The sequence below is a fragment of the Dyella sp. 2HG41-7 genome (genome assembly GCF_021390675.1).
Taxonomy (GTDB): domain Bacteria; phylum Pseudomonadota; class Gammaproteobacteria; order Xanthomonadales; family Rhodanobacteraceae; genus Dyella_B.
On sequence record NZ_JAJEJV010000004.1, the window covers coordinates 2,288,363 to 2,309,002 of the forward strand.

Annotated in this window: 18 protein-coding genes and 1 other RNA gene; 12 read left to right on the forward strand and 7 right to left on the reverse strand. The window is 57.7% G+C overall.

All coding sequences use genetic code 11. The features are described 5' to 3' along the window. Positions 1-78 precede the first annotated feature (78 nt). The 6 genes from L0U79_RS11695 to L0U79_RS11720 all read left to right on the forward strand — a co-directional run bounded on the left by L0U79_RS11695 (position 79) and on the right by L0U79_RS11720 (position 6,547). The gene (locus L0U79_RS11695) at positions 79-1,521 is read left to right on the forward strand and encodes a hypothetical protein (protein WP_233842453.1); all 1,443 of its coding nucleotides are present in this window, start codon (positions 79-81) and stop codon (positions 1,519-1,521) included. 169 nt (positions 1,522-1,690) lie between these two features. After that, positions 1,691-2,107, forward strand: a complete 417-nt coding sequence (locus tag L0U79_RS11700; protein ID WP_233842454.1) for a hypothetical protein — start codon at positions 1,691-1,693, stop codon at positions 2,105-2,107. Between the two features lie 201 nt (positions 2,108-2,308). Next, positions 2,309-5,017, forward strand: a complete 2,709-nt coding sequence (locus tag L0U79_RS11705; RefSeq protein WP_233842455.1) for a DUF3857 domain-containing protein — start codon at positions 2,309-2,311, stop codon at positions 5,015-5,017. A gap of 88 nt (positions 5,018-5,105) precedes the next feature. Beyond that, a complete protein-coding gene (locus L0U79_RS11710) occupies positions 5,106-5,420 on the forward strand; it encodes a hypothetical protein (RefSeq protein ID WP_233842456.1) in 315 nt (104 codons plus the stop codon). Between the two features lie 184 nt (positions 5,421-5,604). Further along, complete coding sequence (locus L0U79_RS11715; protein ID WP_233842457.1) at positions 5,605-5,943, forward strand: DUF6572 domain-containing protein; 339 nt, start codon at positions 5,605-5,607, stop codon at positions 5,941-5,943. Between the two features lie 76 nt (positions 5,944-6,019). Next, on the forward strand, positions 6,020-6,547 hold the full coding sequence (locus tag L0U79_RS11720; RefSeq protein WP_233842458.1) for a hypothetical protein: 528 nt from the start codon (positions 6,020-6,022) through the stop codon (positions 6,545-6,547). Positions 6,548-6,647: 100 nt separating this feature from the next. Here the strand turns inward: L0U79_RS11720 and L0U79_RS11725 are convergent, their stop codons facing one another. Then, a complete protein-coding gene (locus L0U79_RS11725) occupies positions 6,648-8,525 on the reverse strand; it encodes a glycoside hydrolase family 76 protein (protein ID WP_233842459.1) in 1,878 nt (625 codons plus the stop codon). A 640-nt stretch (positions 8,526-9,165) separates the two neighbouring features. On the opposite strand from L0U79_RS11725, the gene L0U79_RS11730 reads away from it, so the two are divergent. Together L0U79_RS11730 and L0U79_RS11735 are read left to right on the forward strand one after the other, a co-directional pair. After that, the gene (locus L0U79_RS11730) at positions 9,166-9,582 is read left to right on the forward strand and encodes a hypothetical protein (protein WP_233842460.1); all 417 of its coding nucleotides are present in this window, start codon (positions 9,166-9,168) and stop codon (positions 9,580-9,582) included. After that, complete coding sequence (locus L0U79_RS11735) at positions 9,572-9,964, forward strand: hypothetical protein (RefSeq protein WP_233842461.1); 393 nt, start codon at positions 9,572-9,574, stop codon at positions 9,962-9,964. The genes L0U79_RS11730 and L0U79_RS11735 overlap by 11 nt, the downstream gene beginning before the upstream one ends. A 110-nt stretch (positions 9,965-10,074) precedes the next feature. On the opposite strand, the gene L0U79_RS11740 is transcribed toward L0U79_RS11735, so the two are convergent. Both L0U79_RS11740 and L0U79_RS11745 read right to left on the reverse strand, forming a co-directional pair. After that, on the reverse strand, positions 10,075-13,164 hold the full coding sequence (locus L0U79_RS11740) for a TonB-dependent receptor (RefSeq protein ID WP_233842462.1): 3,090 nt from the start codon (positions 13,162-13,164) through the stop codon (positions 10,075-10,077). Between the two features lie 196 nt (positions 13,165-13,360). Beyond that, the gene (locus tag L0U79_RS11745) at positions 13,361-13,960 is read right to left on the reverse strand and encodes a helix-turn-helix domain-containing protein (protein WP_233842463.1); all 600 of its coding nucleotides are present in this window, start codon (positions 13,958-13,960) and stop codon (positions 13,361-13,363) included. A 413-nt stretch (positions 13,961-14,373) separates the two neighbouring features. Between L0U79_RS11745 and L0U79_RS11750 the strand changes: the two genes are divergently transcribed. Beyond that, positions 14,374-15,801 (forward strand): PLP-dependent aminotransferase family protein, encoded by a 1,428-nt coding sequence (locus L0U79_RS11750; RefSeq protein ID WP_233842464.1) that lies wholly within the window; start codon positions 14,374-14,376, stop codon positions 15,799-15,801. Positions 15,802-15,958: 157 nt separating this feature from the next. On the opposite strand, the gene ssrA is transcribed toward L0U79_RS11750, so the two are convergent. Next, positions 15,959-16,310, reverse strand: a transfer-messenger RNA (tmRNA) gene (gene ssrA / locus L0U79_RS11755). A gap of 151 nt (positions 16,311-16,461) precedes the next feature. Continuing rightward, positions 16,462-16,956, reverse strand: a complete 495-nt coding sequence (gene smpB / locus L0U79_RS11760; RefSeq protein WP_233842465.1) for an SsrA-binding protein SmpB — start codon at positions 16,954-16,956, stop codon at positions 16,462-16,464. 81 nt (positions 16,957-17,037) lie between these two features. Here smpB and L0U79_RS11765 point away from each other — a divergent pair, with 81 nt between their 5' ends. Both L0U79_RS11765 and L0U79_RS11770 read left to right on the forward strand, forming a co-directional pair. Then, positions 17,038-17,469 carry a type II toxin-antitoxin system RatA family toxin gene (locus tag L0U79_RS11765; RefSeq protein WP_233842466.1) on the forward strand — a complete coding sequence of 144 codons (432 nt, stop codon included), beginning with the start codon at positions 17,038-17,040 and terminating at the stop codon, positions 17,467-17,469. Then, positions 17,462-17,737 (forward strand): RnfH family protein, encoded by a 276-nt coding sequence (locus L0U79_RS11770; RefSeq protein WP_233842467.1) that lies wholly within the window; start codon positions 17,462-17,464, stop codon positions 17,735-17,737. The genes L0U79_RS11765 and L0U79_RS11770 overlap by 8 nt, the downstream gene beginning before the upstream one ends. A gap of 15 nt (positions 17,738-17,752) precedes the next feature. Here the strand turns inward: L0U79_RS11770 and bamE are convergent, their stop codons facing one another. Then, positions 17,753-18,214, reverse strand: coding sequence for an outer membrane protein assembly factor BamE (bamE, locus tag L0U79_RS11775; protein WP_233842468.1), 462 nt, complete (start codon positions 18,212-18,214; stop codon positions 17,753-17,755). Positions 18,215-18,289: 75 nt separating this feature from the next. On the opposite strand from bamE, the gene fur reads away from it, so the two are divergent. Then, positions 18,290-18,703, forward strand: coding sequence for a ferric iron uptake transcriptional regulator (fur, locus tag L0U79_RS11780; protein ID WP_233842469.1), 414 nt, complete (start codon positions 18,290-18,292; stop codon positions 18,701-18,703). A 311-nt stretch (positions 18,704-19,014) separates the two neighbouring features. Here the strand turns inward: fur and L0U79_RS11785 are convergent, their stop codons facing one another. Beyond that, the gene (locus L0U79_RS11785; protein ID WP_233842470.1) at positions 19,015-20,625 is read right to left on the reverse strand and encodes an MASE1 domain-containing protein; all 1,611 of its coding nucleotides are present in this window, start codon (positions 20,623-20,625) and stop codon (positions 19,015-19,017) included. Positions 20,626-20,640 lie beyond the last annotated feature (15 nt).

A 20,640-nucleotide genomic window follows, 5' to 3' on the forward strand; every position in this document is an offset into this window, starting at 1 on the left:
AGCTAATGCCGAATGACCCCGCTAAACCTCTTTCTGTGCTGGGATGTTCGACGCACATCGAGCGAATGGAGAGTAGGCGTGATCCGATTGATAGTTGCCAGCTTGGCCTTGGCCTCCGCCGCCGCGGGCGCCACCACGTTTCAGCAAGCCGGCCCCGAGGCCGTCGACACCCTGGTGCGCGTCTTCTACACCGGCGACGGAAAATGGCGAGAATGCGGCGCGGCGGATTGCCACACATCCAATCAGGATTGGGGTGTCGACTCGATGACGTACACGCTGTGGCTCGATTGGAAGACCACCCAAGATGCGAAAGTCGCGCCGTTGATGAGTGCGCTGATTAAAACCGCGCCGTCGTATCCCGCGCCATGTACCGGAGGCACCAAGTGCAGCTCGTGGAGCGACGTACCCGAATGGGATTCGATCGCCGCATCGCGCGAATACGAAATCACGCACGATCCCGTCGCCTTGCAAAAAGCGCGTGCAGCATTCGACTTTGTCGAAAACGCCCAAGTGTTCGCGCGCGGCGCCTGTCCCAGTATCAATTATCAGCTCACAGACGGTGGCACCAATAATCTAAAAACTCTAGAAACCGATGCGAACGGCGTCAAAGCCGCCATCCTGCTTTACGAAACCACTCATGAAGAGCGCTATTTAAAGGCTGCAACCGCGCGCTACGCAGCCATCCGCAAATATTATCTCGACCCCAAAGTGCCGCTTTATAGCGTGTACGTCTTCGACAACGGCAAAACCTGCGAACAAACCCCGCACCGCTTCTTCGCCTCCGTCAACGGCGACATGATCTGGAACGGATTGCATTTGTATCGTGCGACAAAGAAAGACATGTACTTGCACGAAGCCTTCGCCACCGCCAACGCCGTCGAGCAACACCTCTCCGACCCCCGCGGCATCTTCGCCGACCTGCAAGCCGAAAACGACATCGTCGAACCCTTAGTCGAAGCCTTCTACGAACTCGCCACCGACCACCACGACGCCAAAGCCAAACAGTGGTTGATACGCAACGCCACCGCCGCGTGGTCCGCACGCGGAAAAGACGGCACCTTCAGCCGCTTCTTCGACGGCCCCGCACCCACGGCATTAACCAGCGTATGGCAAAGCAACGGCGGCTTCGCCATTGAGGTCGCCGCCGCAGCCGTCGCGCCGAATACCAACATCGAAAACACCAACGACTGGTCCAAAGCCCAAACCACCACCCGCGACATCACCCTCAACTCCGAACCCATCACCTTCGACGGCTCCGCCATCACCCTCATCGGCACCATCGGCGACAACTGCTGCGAAGCAGGGCATGCGCGCGTGTTTGTGGATGGTGTCGAGACCTTCGATCAAACCGGGATTTGGCAAAACAAATCCAGTAGCGGATGGAAAACCCCAGATGCGATTTTGTTTGCGTGGCGTTGGCCGAAAGCGGGGCATCACACGATTCGGTTTATGCCTGGGGTTGAGAATGGGAAAGAGGGTGGGGCGTATTTGCACCTGACTGGCTATTCGGTTTTGCACTAGATGCGGTCCAATAAACTGTTCGAATCGCTTTGATATTCATGAAAAGCAGAGTGCGTCTTCTAATCGGCAAGCACTTGGTCTTTCATCGTGGGTAGAATTTGAAATGTCCGCTTTCGACCCGAAGCGGACAGTTTTGGCCACGCATCATCGCATGAGAGGATCCTGATGTATGAATCTCGTTCGATCTCGCTTTTTTGCTTTCTCAATAGCGGTATTCAGCATCTTAGTTGCTGGGCTAGTAGATCCTGCTCGTGCAAATTATGTGCGCGAAATGTCGCTCGAAGAGAAGGTTAGAGATTCCGACGTCGTGATGATTGCTCGCGTGGAAACGACGTTAGAGAAGTGCGAAAGGAAGTCATCATGCGCAACTGTCCATGTTTTGAAGCAACTAAAAGGAACGGTCGCCCCTGGATTGAGGGTGCTCTACAACGGCTACATTGCTGAAGACAATCCGCTGTGTTGCAAGGTCGGAGAGACTTACCTGTTCTTCCTTAAGAACGTTGGAGAGAACCTCTATCTATCGATAAATGGCCCGTACGGCATCTATGTAATTCAAGCAGAAACCGATCGAGATTTGACGCACTAGGACATGTCCGCATCCGACCCACAGTGGACCTTGGGGTTAGCGATTACCCCGCTAGCGCGTTCGAACTGGTGCATGTGAAAGAGTTAGATGAAGTGACGCCATAGGCATTGCATTGCGCGTCCTGAGCACATCTCTGGGACCGCTGGCGACGGACGCCGAATCCGGTAGGATTCCAGGCACAAGGGGAATCTGGGGGTATTGATGAGGAACGTGTTGCGCCTCGCCAAGGGGGCAGTCGGCGTGCGCCAAAGGGGCGGCTTGCTGGCGGCGGTGATGCTGATTTGGATGGCGGCGTTAATGCCAACCGCCGCGCACGCCGCCGACTACACCGTCGGTCCTGCGCCTGCCTGGATCGTTTCCGTTGCGCCCGGCGCCCCAACGCCGGATCTGGTCAGCCAAGCCAGCAACGGCGAGCTGTACCTTCTCACCGACACTCAGGTGTTGGCCGGCGGCCAGCACCATGTTACGTACCGTCGAGTGGTCACCACTGCGCTGAATGCAAATGGCGTGGACGCGGTCGCGAACATCGAAATTCCGTTTGATCCGGCGTACCAGACGCTGGTGTTGCATTCGCTAGATGTCGTGCGCAACGGCCACGTCATTTCCAAGCTGAAGACGGCACGCATCCAAATTCTGCAACGAGAAACGGAACTTGAAGCGCGCGTATACGACGGCACCAAGACGGTCAACGTCGCGCTGGACGATGTTCGCGTGGGCGACACGGTCGATTACTCCTATAGCACGACCGGCCGCAATCCGGTGTTCAAGGGGATCGAATTCGGCACGGCGACGTTGCAGTTTGCCGTGCCGGTCGCGCGCGTCCATGTACGGATGTTGTCGCCGCTGGAAAAGCACCTCGCTATCACGGCACGAAACACCGCGATAAAACCTGCGATGAGCGAGCACGATGGGCTGAGCGACCATGTGTGGGACGTGGTCAACCCGCCGGTGCTGAAGGTGGAGGACGATGCACCGGACTGGTACTCCCCGTACGCCGAGGTGTCCTGGAGCGAATTTTCGGATTGGGCGGCCGTGGCGCAGTGGGCGCAACCGCTCTACGAGGTGCCCACCACCCTCAGCCCGGCGTTGCAAGCGCAGGTGGATCGCATTGCCAAATCCGAGCCGACGCCCGCAGGCAGAATGCTCGCGGCCTTGCGGTTGGTGCAGAGCGAGGTCCGCTATCTTGGCGTGGAAATCGGACTGAATTCGCAGGCACCCAATTCGCCAGCGCTGGTGTATGCGCGTCGCTTCGGCGATTGCAAGGACAAAACACTGCTTACCTTAACGCTGCTCAAGCACCTGGGCGTCGAAGCACACGCGGCGCTGGTCAACACCACGTTGCAACGAGGCCTGGCGGATATGCACGCGGCGCCGGGCATGTTCGACCACGTGCTGGTACAGGCCCGTGTCGATGGCAAGGTTTGGTGGATCGACCCGACGCGCGATACCCAGAATGCAGACTTGCAGCATCTGGTTCAGCCCGACTACGGCATTGCGCTTGTCGTGGATCCGCATACCAAAGAATTGACCCCCATGACGCGGCCATCCCCAAGTGCCGCCAACCACCATTTGAACGTTGTGTTCGATGCCAGCGCCGGCCTCGAGAAGCCCGTTCACTACAGCCTGGAAACTACGACAACCGGAAGCGCTGCCGAATCGCTGCGCGCATACGTGTCGTCGACCAACCTTGCCGACATTCAAAAGAAATATTTAAATTTCTACGCGACTGGATACCCACACATCACCGTGGCAGCGCCGTTGCAAGTGCGGGACGACGAGCCAAACAACCGCATCGTTAGCAAGGAAACCTATGACATCGCCAACATCCTGACGTACTCCAGCGATCGCAAGGAACACTACCTGACGATTCAACTGCGCGATATCGAGCAGTTGTTGTTCGAGCCTTCGGTGACGGTTCGCAAGTCGCCATTGCGATTGACCTATCCGCAGGACGTTAGCGAGGACATTGACGTTCTGCTGCCTGCCAGCAACTGGAAGGTCGAGCCTGGCACCACCGTTGTAGACGACCCGGCCTTCCAGTTCGAGCAAACTGTGAAATTGGAAGGCACTCACCTCTTCATTACTGAACACTATCAGGCGCTCACCGATGAAGTGGCGACGAAGGAGATGCCGCGCTACCTAAGCGATCTGAAGCGTGCCAGGGACATCGACGGTTACCAATTCATGTGGCATGACGCTTCGCCTGCGACGGCGTCGACAACCGGCAAAGCCTCCATGCTAGACAGAATGAATTGGCCCTTGGTGCTGCTGGCGATGGCGATGTTCGCCTTCTGGATTTGGCTGGCCGTTGTCGCTTACCGCTACGATCCCGCTCCGACCGCCACGGCTGACTTTCGCTGGGTAGGTATCGGCGGCTGGCTGATTGTGCTTGCGATAGGGCTGACGTTGCGGCCGCTGATGTATTTTCATTACCTGTCCACCGTGGCCGACGTGATGTCGATCGATCACTGGTCGAAACTGACCACGTTTGGAAGCACGCACTACAACGCCTTATGGGCACCTGCGTTGCTGCTGGAGCTGGCGACCGGCCTGGCGCAATTCGTGTTTTCGGTGCTGCTGTTGCCACTGCTATTCCTTCGTCGCAGCAATTTCCCGCGCCTGGCCATAGTGGTGCTCGTCAGCGGTTTCGTTTTGCACGATGTGAACCTTGCTTTGCTGCACCTGATTCCCACTGCCGCGCACCCTTCGGGCGAGCCCCTGAAGTCGATCGATCTGGCGATCGGTGTGACGATCTGGTCGGCCTATCTGCTTATGTCCAAGCGAGTGAAAGCTACCTTCACAAGGCGCTATCGATCCAACGCAGCTCAGCCGCCGCCTCTCGACTTGGAAAACATTGCGGAAGCCAATGAGTCGCAGGCTCAGGCGATACTTTGGCCGGCAAAAGATTAGCGGTTCGATAAGGCATTGGCAGCAATTTCGTTATGGCTGCTTTCGACCCATAGCGGACCTCGGAGGAGTCGAGGTAGGGAGTTTATTTATGGAGTGGTTAGAACCTTGGTTTCCGGCCTCTACACTGCCAGAAAGTGTGGCTCTGACGTGGGCAAATCAGTTGGCAGTTGAAGTGCCGCCAGGGCATGCCCTATATGGCGTACCGACAAAACTTCTTGCGCGTGGCAATGGGGACGACGCCCTTTATCAGCTGTTGGATGGGTCAGGACGGGTCGCCAATGTGCATTTGACATGGAGCAAGAGTCAGGAGCGCCTGCCCTGGCCGGGAACCGATGTCTATAAGTCCATTCAGGAGTGGATCTCGAAGGTCATGTTGCCCGAGCACGAAGAGTGGTCGAGCTAATTACGCAATGCCCGTTTCCGACCCAGAGCAGGCGTTGCATGGAGCTAGGGTTGAATCTATGGAGGGAATGGTAAGCCTGGGATGCCGGGTGGTGCCAGAATACCGCCACAAACAGTAAGAGTGGTCAGGCCGACCACGACCCCAACACGACCTACATCGCCTCCGCCCCCAGAACTTAAAATATATGTCGGTCGAAGAATCAAATATCGTCGACGCAATTCTTACTGATTCTGAAGGCTTCGTTATATTAGCAATCTCGGATCATCTCAGTTGGAGTGATGATCCAAGGAAGCACATGTGGCTGCTTCAGGAAAAAATTAATGGGTATCTTGTCTTTCTAGAAAGCGATGAAATTTTGGAGTCTTATCCCGACTATCGGGGACGATCCGCAAAGATTCGAGTGGTTGGAAAGTATCCACTTTCAGGTGACGCATCCGCTTTCTACATGAAAATGTCGCCAATTATTCTGGAAGCTGGTTTTGGGCTTGAGTTCAGGCTCCTAGCTGAAGGCGAGGGAAGCTAGTGAACGACCGCTTTCGACCCGGAGCAGACATTCCACAGTTTCGAATATTCTTGGATGGCGGGACATGGAGGGGACGATGAAGAACTTATTGTTGGCGCTCGTTGCGTTGGCGCCCCTGGGTGTAATCGCGAGCGACGATGCTCACACATTCAAGATTAGCAACATCAAGGTTGGTCTTGCATGTGGAAAAGCCAATCTTGAATCCGGTCAAGGCGGTTGGGTTTGCCAACCTGTGAAAGACATCTATGTGGTGGATCAAGGGACATGTGTCTACGACAAGCGCGAAGTGCCTTGTACGTGGACAGGTATTGAATTCGATTACCAGGGAGTTAAAGCTGGGGCCAAGCTGATTTGCACGGAAACCAGCGGTCTACCCTCCGCTTTCGGTAACCCTCGAAGCGTTTCGAAGTCTGGAACGAAGCAGTTTACCTACGAGTTGCCTTTGGACAAATCGACTGGACACCGTTTCGAAGCGCAGTACGTGGTATTCGAAGTGCACGATGTCGACTCTGAAATTCGGGCTACACACACGCAATGCTCGATAGATAATCATCTGGCTTTGTCATTTGATCAGGTGTTTCACTACCCAACAAACGGCCACTAATGTGCGTCAAGCAGAATGTCTCCGTTCGACCCGAAGCGGACATTGCAGATTAGGTAACTCCCCCGTCCTCGCATCATCGAGGACGGGGGCAGCAGTAATGCTATTCCGCAATATTTGCCGAAACGTGATACACCCGCCCACCCCAACCATCATTGGGGAACGAATCCGACACCTTCAAATAAATCGGTCTGGCGCCATTGGCGGCAGGGCCGAGATATTGCGTCAGGTCGATGGTGCGCGCGGCTTTGTTGGAGCCGTCGGTGATGGGTTGGGTTTCTTGCAACACGGTCGTCCAGTTTGTGTTGTCTGTGCTGACTTGCACCAGGAATTCGTTGTCGATGGTCAGCGTGACTTGTGCGGATGTGGTGTCTGCGGGGAAGGGGAATAGGTAGGTGAAGTGTGCGGTGCCGTCGGCGAAGCGGTTTTGCACGCCGTTGCTTTGCGAGCCGTCGGGATCGAACAGCCAGGGGAGTTCGGCGGCGGTGCCGGTGTCGAAGTCGATGGTGTGTGCGATCAGCACGTCGGCTTGTGTGGTGAATTGCATGCCGGCTGCCGATACGTTTGCGGTAATTGCATTGTTTCCATCGGTCGCGGTGCTTGGCACGGTGATGGTTAACGGAACGCTGCCGCTAACGGGATTTGCGTTGCCGCGCGGATTCAATCGCAGCATGGTGGTTTGCGGTGTGGCGCTCCAACCGGAAGGCGCATCGATCACGGCGCGCGTTTGCAGTGGAAAGAATCCGGTTGCCGATACGCCGAGGTTGATGGCGATGGATGTTGCGCCGGAGGCGGATGGCATCACCACGGGTTGCGCGGGTGACATGGTTGCGGCGAGCGATTCTTGCGGTGTCGCGCGTGGTACGTCGCCGATCACTGCGCTGAGCGCGCTCGCTTGAGTGCGCCAGTCGAAGACGTTTGGATTCGTATCGTTGGTGAGGCCGCTCCAACGCGTGCCGAGTCGGTCGGCGGCGTCGCGATCGTTGTTCCAGATGGATTGGGCTTGTTGATCGAGGAATGCCGCGTAGCCTGGATCGTGCGTGGTGTCGACAAGGTCGGTCCAGTAGCGCATAAAGATGCCTTTGAACTGCTTGCCGTTGTCGTCGCAGGTTTGGTTCGAGGCATCACAGCTTTCGGTGAGGATGCCGTTGGTGACTAGCGCGTTCGGACCGATCGCCGCATCGGCCAAGCGACGCACGCTTGCGAGAATGCTTGGGTCTTTGGTGGCGCGCCACAATTCCAGGCCGGCGCCGATCGCCATGCCTTGGTTGTACGTCCACACGGTTTGACCGTTGTTGGTGCAGGCGTTGGTGAGGCCGTCGTTGACCAGACCGTTGGCATTGATCATGCCGCTGCCTTGAAACCACGACCACGCGGTTTGCGATCGCGTGAGCCACGTGATGTCGCCGGGAATGCGGTTGTGCAATTCGGCGGTGAGTCGAATCCATAAGCCGTTGGTGACGGCGTTTTTATAGGTGCGTTCGGCATTCCACCAAACGCCGCCGCCGCACGTGCTGGTGTCCCAGTAGCCGTCGACGTAATTGGCGATGGTGATCGCCATGTTGAGGTATTTCGGATCGCCGGTGAGGTCATATGCCTCCACCCATGTGAGGCCCCACCATTCGGTGTCGTCGATGGCGCGGCTGGTGAAGTTGCCTAGCAATGGATCGCCCGATAATACGCCTGCCGGAAACACGCCTTGGTCTTTGACGAAGGTGTTGTCCAACTGGCTGAGATAACGGCGATCGCCGGTGCGTTGCATGTAGTCGCCGATGGTTTGCAGCGCAACAGCCGAATTCCACCAGCTGGACGGGAACCATGCTTTAGTCGGGTCGTAGGAACTCATCAAGACGTCCGCTGCGACACGAGCGCGCGCCACGGCAGTCGGACCGTCGATGTATGCGTTGGCAGCGGGCGTTTGATCCGCCGCGGTGGCAGGGAAGACCGCGGCCATGGCCGTCAAACTGGCCGCAGCCAGCAAGGTCCTGATCCTTATACGTGTCGCTTCGAGAAACCTCATCAGAAGCACTCCTCTTGGATACCCACAAAGGGGATGGAGGCCACGATGACCTCCACCATTCCGCGACCGGACCGTGGGCGGAGCTCCGGTTTGGGACCGAACACACAAGCGGCCGTTTAGACGGCTGTTGCTATGTGTGCCTGCACGCGCCCATCGGCGGATTTGAATCCGCCCCGCATGCACGAACATTTGGCTTGTTTCGAAACCCCTCGTCGTTATTTCCCGCGCCGCGTAGGCGTTTTCATGGGCCGCACACTCCCGAGCCGCTCGCGGCGACTTGCGATTTGTATCGATCTAAATTTGTGATCTAAAAAAAGGCCGTAACGCGATGGCCTGTGTGTAGGCTGCTCAGCGATCAATGCCAGCGGCAAGCTGTAGCGCATTGTTTGTCGCGAGTACGTCAAGAACAGTGCTGCGTAAATCAATGGGATACGAAAATGTCGAAAGCGATCACACAAGTGCGTTTTAGTGGTCGACGGCAAGAAGACGATTACAGAGAAAATTCGTCTCACTCCGAAAATCCTTTCGCTGCCTGAGTTTCTTGATGAGCGCCTTGACTAATAGCGCTACAGTGCGCCATGGAACCTGACGGGGGTTACCCATGGCCATGGCAAAGAAGTCGGCGAAAAAGGCAGTAAAGAAGGCTGCTAAAAAGGCTGCAGCCAAAAAAGTTGCCAAGAAGACAAAAGTAGTCGCTCGCAAAGCAACCGCCAAAAAGAAGGCGAAAGTCGCCAGCAAGAAAACGAATAGACGCGTCGCGAAAAAAGCGACGTCGCGTAAGAAGGCGGTTGCGACCAAAAAAGTGGCGCGTAAATCGGTCCGGCGAGTTGTCAAAAAAGCGACCAAGAAAACGTCCGTCAAACGACGCGCGCCAAAAAGGGAAGTCAAAAAGCGTCGGCGGTTAGATATATCGACCATCGATCTCGTCCCAGCAGAAGTAAGCACGGACTTTGACGAAGGTCCGCTGGACGGTACCGGCGATGGTGGCGGACCGAAGATCCAGCGCGATGAAGATTAAACAAGTCAGGGCACTGGTAGACACGTTCACGGGCAAAGCCAGTGAGTTGTGCCGTCAGCTTGCCTTTGCCGGGATCGCCGTGATTTGGGTGTTTAAAAATTCCGGCGACAAAAACATTATTCCTAACGATTTTCTTTTACCGCTCTTTTTTCTTGTGCTGGCGCTGGCGTTCGACTTTTTGCAATACATCGCAGGAAGCATTGAATGGCTGATCTTCAATGCCATACAAGAGCACAAGTACACCTGCACCAATGAAGATACAGAAGTGGATAGTTCGCCGAATTGGATCAACTATCCACATACCGTTTTCTTTATTTTGAAAATGCTCGCAGTCATTGCGAGTTACGTGTTTATCGTCAAGGGTCTTTCCGCCCGCCTCTAAGGCGCGCGCAAAAAAGCCGGAGTGCCATTCCTGAAGACAAGCACTCCGACCGATGCTTCTATTTGTTTCGATGTGCCCGACCGATCCACGGCCGGGCACATTGCATTTGCTTAGTAGTCGTACGTCACCGACAACCGCACCATCCGCGGCGGCGTCCAGAAAATGCCCTGTCCGTAGCTGTTATTGATGGAAATGACGTTGGTCGCGCTGTCGTACGCGCTTTCACCCACAGGCTGCGTTTGTATTGGTCTCTGTTGATTGAACGCGTTGAGCACGTCGAGATTGAAGCCCAACTTGTGATCGGCGAACGCGGGCATGTAGTGCACGCCGAGGTTGAGCTGCTCAGTCCACGGCGTATGGCCGATGGAACCGGGTGGAATGCGAACGCCGTGGCACCAGTGATAGTTGCCGCTACCACCGTTGTTATAGCCGGTGGGGTCGCCGGTGCCGCTTGGGCCGTAATAGCCCAAGCATTCTTTCGGGAAGCCGGATTGGGCTAACAAGGTGGCCGATACCAACCATTCCGGCGTGATTTGATACGCGCCGCGGAAACGGAGTTGATGTTTGCGGATATTGCTCAGCTCGCCATCCTGGCCGTCCATTAGCTGCCAGGAATCCCAGTCTTCGGTTTTGGAAACATCGGACTGGCCGAAGTCGGAACGCACTTGGCCTTCTGTGTTGCCGAAGCCACGGCTGAAGGTGTAATCGATGCGGCCCATCCACTTGCCGTCGAACGGATGCTCCAAATACAAATTCAGCGAGCCGATCTTGCGTTTGACGCCGTTGATATAACCCCAGTCTTGCTTGCTCATCGGCACGAGCACGCCGCCGCTGCCGTCGTTCTTGGTGACGAGCATGTTGTTGGTAAGGCCTGGGTTGATCAGGCGGCAATACGATGCGCCGTACAGCGAATCGGAATAATCGCCGGGGTTCAATCCCATGCGTGTCATCTTGCTGGCGATTTGACTCGGCGAGCATTCGTCATCGATGGCCGTTTTCAGATCGCGCCACATGGCTTTGGCGCCGTAGTTCCATTTGGTGCCGAGCTGCTTGTCGAACCCGACGATAAATTCGTCGACGTATTCCGGCTTCAGGTTACGCGCGGTGACTTGTTTCGGATCTTTGGGGAGACCGAATTCGCCATCGGGCGAAACGGGATTGCCAATTTGCGTCAAGCCCGTCGGCTCGCCGGTGGTGGGGTTGATACCGGTGTAGTTGTACGTGGTGATGACATAGGTCGAACGATTGGCCGCACGCTCGGCCGCGTTGTCGGGTAGCGCGAGGTAATAGCGGCCTGCATTGCCATATACCTTGAACGTGGAGTCGCCGAATACGTCCCAGCTCACGCCGAGGCGGGGTTCCCACTGATTCACTTCATTGACAAACGCTACGCCCAGATCGTTGTAGTTGGTGAAGTGATCGTTGCGCACGCCAACGTTGAGCAGAAGGTTCGGCGTAGCTTGCCAGGCATCCTGCAGGTAATACGCCTTCTGGCTCATGGTCATGCTGGTGGCCCAGCCGATTTCGAACCTGCGCACGATGTCGCCCGGGTAATAGTGCCAGTAGTAGTTGATGGATGGATTGAACGGGTTTTGCTGATCGGGCCCTTGATGTTTGGCCTGGTAGTTCATGTTGTCGATACCGGCGGATAGGTCGTGATCGCCGAGTTTGTAATCCAAGTCGACGCGCAAACCGTGCGTGCCGTTGGCGGCTTGCGGCGACGTCCAGCTGGTGTTGGTCTGGCTGTTGATGATGCCGTTCGATCCCGTGCCCGGCGGCCAAAAACGCGGGTCCTGGTTGTCTGGGCGTGAAATAAACGGCAGGGGGCTGGTGTTGCTGTAGATGATGGGGTCCTGAAAACGGGCTTTGCCGTACAGGATGCTCAACGTCAGGTCTTCGGTGATGTAGCTGGTGAAGTGACCGAGGTAGAACTGCGCATTGTCCTTGGTGACGTCGTTATCGGTAACGAATGCGCCACGCGTAAGCGTATCCGTGTCGAACGCGTAGGTCGTGCCGGCGCCGATGCTTGAGTTATTTCGGAGCGCGGTCAGCTCGAACACGTTGTTGTCGGTGATGTTCCAATCCAACTTGCCATAGAACTTGTTGTCTTTGTCGCGGTTGTATTGGACGAGTTGGTTAGCCGCGAATTCCACGTTGGTGGAATCGGTTTTCGTGGTCTCTGCCGCCAAGAACAAGTACAACTTGTCTTTGATCAGCGGGCCGCCGACGTACGCGGAGTAGACGGTTTCCCACTGTTTGTTGTCGGCGCGGTATTGGTTCAACGTGCCGGGCTTGTCCGGGTTTTCCAGTTGGTACGTGACCGGGCCGATGGGCGCGGGAATATCCGGGTGGCCGTAATAGTTGTTGATCGGACTGGATTCGAGAAAGCGCGGCTGCCACAGCACTTGCGCGCCGAAATGCCATTCGTTGGTGCCGCGTTTGCCGATCTGGTTGATCACACCGCCATCGGAGCGACCGTACTTGGCGCTGTAGCCGCCGGTGAGCGTTTCTTGCTGATCGATGGCGCCGTACGGCAATTGAAAGCCGCCGAGGTTTTTGTACGGCTCGCCAGTGTTGTAACCGTTGACGTAGTAAGAGTTCTCCGTCACCGACGAACCGCCGAATGCGACCAGCGTGTGGTTGCCCGGGCCCATAAAAAAGCTGCTGCCCGAAACCGTGCCGGGCGCGAGCAAGGCGATGGATTCGGCGCTGCGTTGCAGGGGAAGTCTGGCCAAGTCTTGCGAGGTGATGATGGTGCTGGAGTTGACGCTCGATACGTCGATCGCGGGCAGGGCATTCGCGACGACTTGTATCGAACTCAGATTCTTGGCGTTGGCCGCATTGGCTACCGTTGCGAAGGAAGCATCGGTCCCCGTTGCAACATTCACCATGACGTTGTTGCGCGTGGAAATGGTTTGTCCACCGCTGCGCAAGGTGACGGTATAGACACCAATAGGCAGCGATTTGATGGTGTAGCGACCATCTGCGCCGACGGGCACTTCGCGAGTGAGGCCCGAACTGCTGGTCACCATCACGGTTTCGCCGCTGGCTGCGGGCGCCTGACCGAAGATGCTGCCGGTAGTGCTTTGCGAAAACGCGGGCGTTGCAACGACGCCATACAGTGCGAGTGCGATAGCGATGCCTAAACCCGACCGAACTCGGGTGGTTTCATGGGCGCGAATGTCTTGCCGGTGATTCATACAAATCCCCTCTTGAACGCTTATGGGTGACCGTCGCGCGGAAACGGAGCCAGGCGGCCCCTTCGTTGCGAGAGCCTTTAGAGACGACGTTGCCGACGCCGTTTGCGGCCACCTTTCGGTGGCGACCTGGTGTGCATGGCGCCGCGCAGTGGCGTGCGGGCGATTGCATGGGTGAGCACGAATGCGGCGCGGGTGTTCAAGCGATCACCGTTCCGCGATTGCTGCGTACGTAGGCGGCAAGCGTTTGTTGAAACGCGATAAGGCGAAACGCGTCGCTCGGCCCAGGCCACGACAGAATGGTGTAAAGCTCGGCGATCGATTCCGCGCGCTGTGCAAGCGTGAGGGAACCGCCTGCTAGAACGACGTATGACTGCAGCAATTGCATGGCGGCGGCGAGGCGTTCGGAGTCAACGCCTGTTCCGTTGGCGTTGCGTGTGGGCTCGGTCGAGGCGTTGGTCATGTCGCCTTCGCCGCTGATCAGCCAAACGGGCGACACGTGGAGTACGCGTGCCAAAACCATGCAACGCTTGAGCGAAATATCGCTGCGGCTACTGCGCCAACTTTGCACCGTGCGTTCCGAGACGCCGCAGCGTTCCGCCAGTGCGCGCATGCTTCCGGCGCGTCGAATCACAAGGCGGACGCGCGCGCAAAAATTCTCTGCATCGACTTGCGCCGCCAACACCAAGGGCGAGTCTTCGTCTGCGCCGGTGGCGACCATCGGCCGGATGGGCGATGTGCGCGCATCCGACGTTCCTGCGGTAGGGCCGGCCACATTTTCGTTGCGTAGGGATTCCATGACAGACACGAGATCGCTTCCGGCCGGGTTAAAAATGGCTTAGGAGGGCTTAGGGGAAATCACCCTCAAACCGGGCGTCTGCGTTAACGAGTCGACGGGGGAACAATCAACTTTTCGTTACGAGCGCCCGGGGAGCAAGATCGTTCGATGCCTGGTGCGCCGTACACGGCCAATTTTTTTGAGCCACGTAACGCCATTGGCTTGGTCTTTTGTCCGTTGGCGTCTGGCTGCCACGTCTATGGGCAAAGCCAAAGGGCTGAAGAGGGCGGTTATATGCCATGCAAACGAAGCGCGGATTTGTTTTCGTGCGCGCAATAAGTTGCGATTACCGTTACGCTTCGAGCCAGGCTTCGACAGGGACGAGGTGCGCGGCGGCATCCCCTGGATTGCCCCGTCCACAATGAGAGCGTTGAATGTTTCTGGAACTCGATGGTGAGGGTCCGCACTACGCGCAACTGATGCGTGCGTTGAAGTCGGCGATTCTTGAGGGCCGCATGGCTGCCGGCTCCCGATTGCCGCCGACGCGCGAGCTTGCGGTGGAGCTTGGGTTGTCGCGCACGACGGTGCTGGCTGCGTATGAGCAACTGCGCTCGGAAGGGTTTATCGACGGTCGCGTCGGCTCTGGCAGCTTTGTGGCGACCCTCAAGCTCACGCCTCAACAGCGACCCAGTGTGGAGTCGAGCGAGATCACGGTTTCGCGTTACGCAGAACGTTCGCGTCAGTTTCGTGAGCGCAATATCGGACGTCTGCATTTCGGTTTGCGTTACGACTTGCGTTACGGCGACCCGATCACCAATCCATCGCTCAACGCATTGTGGGGACGCGAGTTGGCGCGCGCCGCCGCGTACTCGCAACTGACGATTACCGGTTCATGGGGTTTGCCCGCGTTGCGTCAGCAGATTTGCGACTATCTCGCGCGGCGACGCGGTTTGCAGGCCAAGCCGGAAGACATATTGATCGTTACCGGTACGCAGCAGGCATATGCCTTGTGCGCGCGTGTGCTGCTCGACGAAGGCGACACCGCAGTCATCGAAGAACCGCATTACTTCGGCGCGTATCACATCTTGGTTGCGCACGGCGCAACGTTGCACCCGGTGCGAACCGACGACGAAGGCTTGGTCTGCGACGAGCTGCCCGAGGCTGCGCCGAGGGCCATTTTTACGACGCCCTCGCATCAGTTCCCGACCGGCGCGGTGCTGTCGCTGCAGCGTCGCCTCGAACTGCTGCGATACGCCGCCGAAAAACGCTGCTGGATCGTTGAAGACGACTACGACGGCGAATTTCGTTACGACGCGCGCCCACTCGCCGCGTTGCGTTCGCTCGACGACGGCGATCGGGTGATTTACGCGGGGACGTTTTCCAAGACGCTCTTTGGCGCGTTGCGCTTAGGTTATCTCGTACTGCCCGCGGCGTTGCGCGAGGACATCATCACCGCCAAGTATCTGAGCGACATGTCGTCGCCTGGCATCGAGCAGGCTGCGCTCGCACATTTTATGGAAAACGGCGGGTTCGAGCGTCATCTTCGTCGCGCCAGCAAAGCGTTGCGGGCGCGACGCGAAGCCGTGATCGAAGGTTTGAAGCGTCACGCCGGTGACCGCGTGGAGATCGTCCATTCGCCGGCGGGTATGCACGTCGTTGCGTGGTTGAACGGCTATGATCACGCCCGCGCTGAAGCGCTGATCTCGTACGCCCACGATCGCGGGCTGGGCATCTATTCCATGGCGCCGCATTATCTCAACCCACCGGAACGTCCCGGCTTGCTGCTCGGTTATTGCAACTTGTCGGTCGCGGAGTTGCGCGAGGCGATGCAGTTGCTGGGCGAATGTCTGGATGCGGTCTGAGGCGAAAGCCGATTTGCAGGTTCGTTGCGCATCAACTTGTTCTTGGATAGCGTTCACCACACTTCAGCGTGAGGGCTTTGAAGGCTTGCAACGCAGAACGATTTTCGAGATGTAAAACAAAACGCCCGACGATTTCTCGCCGGGCGTTTTGTTTTAGTGGTGGAGGTGGCGGGAGTCGAACCCGCGTCCGAAGGCGCTTGACGCCCGGTACTACATGCTTAGCTCACTGTTAGATCTCGTCCCGCGACAGCACAGAGTGCGAGGCGCATCGAAGGACCAGCCTGCTTGATTTAACCCTCACCGACAGGCGGCAGATCTGGGCGATCCCGTGATAATGACCCTACATCCACGAGCACAGGCACAAGTGGGTTCGGGGCTAGGCCTTAAGCGGCCAGAGCGTAGTTGTCGTCGTTGGCAACTATAAGTTTGCGGCTGGATTAACGAGGAAAGCTGCCCCCTCGGCATGCACCAAGCTATCTCACTACCCCCGTCGAAGCCAGGACACCCCCGGGGAAAAAAGATCGCTTAAGCGTTGGTAAGTATACACGCTTGCGTTGTTGGGATTTGGAGCGGTGTTGCGTTGAATGATTGAAGTCGCTGGGCCCTGGCTTTGGCCGGGGCGACGATGTTTGATGGGTGACGAAATGCGCGCGTTGTTTTTTAAGCCGCGCGATTATGCGAACGCATGGTGCGCTGTTTTTCGCGCTGCCAGTCGCGCTCTTTTTCGGTGCTGCGTTTGTCGTGTTCTTGCTTGCCGCGCGCCAAGCCGATTTCCACTTTGACCTTGTTGCCTTTCCAGTACATAGCGATGGGCACCAAGGTGTAGCCTTTGCGTTCGACCGCGCCGATCAATTGATCGATCTCCTGGCGATGCAGCAACAGCTTGCGCGTACGCCGGTCCACCGGCACCACGTGCGTGGACGCGCTGATCAGCGGCGGAATGGAGGTGCCGACGAGGAAGATTTCGCCCTTCAAGACCACGGCATAGCCGTCGCCGAAGTTGATGCGGCCGGCGCGCAGTGCCTTCAGCTCCCAGCCGAGCAGGGCGACGCCCGCTTCAAAGCGCTGGTCGATGTGGTATTCATGCCGGGCACGCTTGTTGAGGGCGATCGTGCCGCCGGTCTCTTTTTTGTTCTTGTCCTTCGCTTTTGCCATGTCCGTTAAACTTCGGGTCTATCGCCCCATGTAGGTTGCCGGTCGTCGGGCGAAACCTGGATTCTTGATAAAGAGGCTACTGTGATCGAAATCCGCCGCAGCGCCCTGGTGAAATACTCGCCGGCGCAGATGTTCGACCTGGTGAATGAGGTCGAAGCATACCCAAAGCGCTTCCCTTGGTGTGCGAGCGCCGAAGTGATCGAGCGTGGGGATAACATGCTGGTGGCGCGGCTCGATCTCAAGTTCGCCGGTTTCCACCACAGTTTCACGACACGCAACGTAATCGATCGGCCTAAGCGCTTGCAGGTTAGCCTGGTCAACGGGCCTTTTCGCAGCCTGGATGGTTTGTGGGATTTCATCCCGTTGGGTGCGGACGGCTGCAAGGTCGCACTGGAGTTGGATTTCGATTATGCCGGCCGCCTGGGCGGCGCGGCGCTGAAGCTGGGTTTTCAGGGTTTGGCCAGCCGCATGGTCGACGATTTCTGCCGCGAGGCGGAGAAGGTGTATGGCTGAGCGCATCACCGTGGAGGTGGTTTGCGCCACGGCCGAACGTCAACTGCTGCGCACTGTGACGTTACCGGCCGGAAGCTCGGCGCTTGAAGCGATAGAGCAATCGGGCATTTTGAACGAGATGCCCGAGGTGCCGTTCGATGCATCGCGTCTGGGCATTTTTTCCAGACGCGTATCGGCCGATGAAACGCTGCACGATGGCGACCGGGTGGAAATCTACCGGCCGCTTACATTAGATCCGAAAGACGCGCGACGTCGCCGCGCAAGTTAGGCGAGGCGAGGGCGATCAGTTGCCGCCGTTGTTGTCGCCACCATTGTCACCGCCGCTGTCACCACCGCCGCTCTTGTCGCCAGAGGTATCGTTGACGTTGTAGTTGGTCTTGTACTTGCTGCTCTGCTGGACGAGCTTCTGCGCATCTTGGAAGTAGAGCGTGCCTTCGGTGCGAACGAGAACATCGTTGTTGAAGAACAGGCTCATGGACTGGGTCTTCATCTTTTCGCCACGATGCGAATAGGTGGAGACGTAATCCCAGCGGTTTTGATTGAAGGGCGTGGAGACCGATGGGGTGCCCAGCAGCACCAGTACCTGACGCTTGGTGAGACCCGGCTTCAGCTGTTCGCTCAGATTTTTGTCGATGGTCTTGTCGAACAAATTGCCCTGGGCGATATCGGGGGTATACACCAGATGGCAGCCGGCCAGCGAAATGGCCAGCGTGGCGTAGCCCAGCGTGCGAATCAGCTTTTGCATTCGTATGAAATCCGGATCGTGAAGGGTTGGATGATACACTAAAGGCTTGATTCCTCCGTGTATCGGGAGCTTGCGATGGAGCAGGAAACTCAAGAACTCCGTAAAGCCGGGTTGAAGGTGACACACCCCCGGATGCGCATTCTCCAGATCTTCGAAGAAGACGGGGTTCGGCACCTGACTGCCGAAGACGTCTATAAGAAGCTGCTTGCGCACCAGGAGGACATCGGCCTCGCCACGGTGTACCGGGTCCTTACCCAATTCGAGGCCGCCGGCATCCTCAGTAAGCACAACTTTGAGGGCGGGCAGGCGGTTTACGAACTGGACCGTGGCCAACATCACGACCACATGATCGACGTTGACAGCGGAAAAGTGATCGAGTTCGTCAGCGAAGAGATCGAGCGCTTGCAGCGTGAAATTGCCGGCAAGTACGGCTACGAGATCCAGGACCACAGCCTGGTGCTGTACGTGCGGCCCCTCAAGCAGAAGTAACACCATGAGGACGGGGCGTTAACGCGCCTTCGGTCCGACTTTTCGTTCGCCCATAAAAAAAGCCGCGGGAGGACTCCTGTCCGCCCTACGGCTTACCGTTGTCTCTCGACGCGCAAGGTATTGGAGTTGCTCGCAATACCCGCTCTTTGTCCAGACTCCGGCGGAATGGCTTCCTTGCCATTCTTCGAGCCCGCCGTCCCCACGGCTGACTCGTGCTCACCGTCTTGCGACGGTGGCTCCCCCACATCGATGGGACTGATCCTAACGAAGCCTTTACGAAGCTGGTATTGGAAAATTTCCTAGTTACAGTGTCACAAGTCACTGGTTTCTCTACGAGTTATGCTGCTTCGCAACAAAATGCGTAGGTGAACGCCCTGTTGATCGGGCCTCAGGCGGAACAATCCACCCAGGGAGGTAACGCGGTCGCGCATGCCCTGCAGACCTCGGCCGCCACGCGGAACGCGCTCGGGCAGGCCGATGCCGTTGTCGCGGATATCCAGAAGCGCCAGCGCCGATCCGGCGCGCTCGCCAATACGCAGGCGTAGACGAAAATCCGTGGCCTGGGCGTGCTTCACCGCGTTGGTGGCGCTTTCCTGCGCCAGTCGATAGATGGCGGTGCGGATGTCCTCTTCGAGCAGGCGCGGATCGCCGTGCAATTCGGTGTGATAGCCCATGCCAGCGGTGGCGAGCAGGTCGCGGATCGGACCTTCGTCGAGGGCGCGCATCAAGCCGAATTCGTCGAGCACGGCGGGACGCAGATCGTCGAGCAAGCGATGCAGTGCGCGGCGCATATGGCCGAGGATGCTGTTGATGGCGGTGCCGATATCTTCCATGCCGGCTTTCTGCAATCGACTCTGCGCGAGCTTGACGTGCGTTTGGATGGCGGTGAGGTTTTGGCCGAGTTCATCGTGCAATTCCGCGGCCATATGTCGGCGTTGGTTTTCTTCCGCCTGCATATTGCCGCGCGCGGCATCGCGCAGCTGGCGCGCGAGATGATCCAGACGTCTATTTACCGCGGCGAGATACACATTTTGTTCCGCCACGCGAGCGCTGCTGCGACGAAGCGCGTCGGTTGCGGAGCCGAGCATCAGCGCGCCGGTGCCGGCGACGGCAAAAAACATATGCGAGGAAGCGGTAGGCGTTACGTGCGTAAATACGCGGTCGACCAAGGTCATGCCGAGACTCGAGATAAGCATCGACAAACTCGCGCCGCGCCATCCATGTCGAAACGCGAAGAACAACACCGGCGCCAACGACAGAATGCGGGCGAATTCGCGTTGCGGTGCGGCCTGTTCCGTAAGGATCAACAAGATGACCAGCGCCGGCAGCATCACCAGCAAGCCGTCCATCAACAGCTCGGAAATCTCCTGCTTCGACGGGCGCGCGCGCCACAGCATGATCAAGGGCGGCACCAGCAACAGCAGGCCGACGTAGTTGCCGAGCATTTCGTCGCCCAGTGCTTGCAGCAGACCAGCGGGTGGCAGCTCGTGAACTACCGCCATCATCAGGGCGTCGGTGGCGGTGGCGGCGACGCCGGTAAAGCCGGCCGCGAGCAAGAGGCGCGAGACTTCTTCGGGATCGCGCATGCTTGCGCGCAGATTCGCGCGGCGCATCAGCCCAAGGCATAGCGCGACGACCAGCGGTTGCGGAAGGTCGCCGTAAACAAACTCGCGCCAACCCAGCGCGTAGCCGTGCAAATAATCGATAAGCCCCGCGGCGGCCAGCTCACCGCCAATCAACCACGGCCAATACCGCAACGGCGACAACAACAGAATGCCGAAGCGCAGGCCGAATTGAAGTGTCCAGTCGGGCTGCGAGGTCGGCCAGAGCAATGCCCAAAGCAGGCCATAGGCAAGACCCACAAGTGGGCCAGAAGGGAGATAGGGCAATGGTGATTTGAGTCGCATGCGCGGATGGTACATGCGGACCGCTTCCGT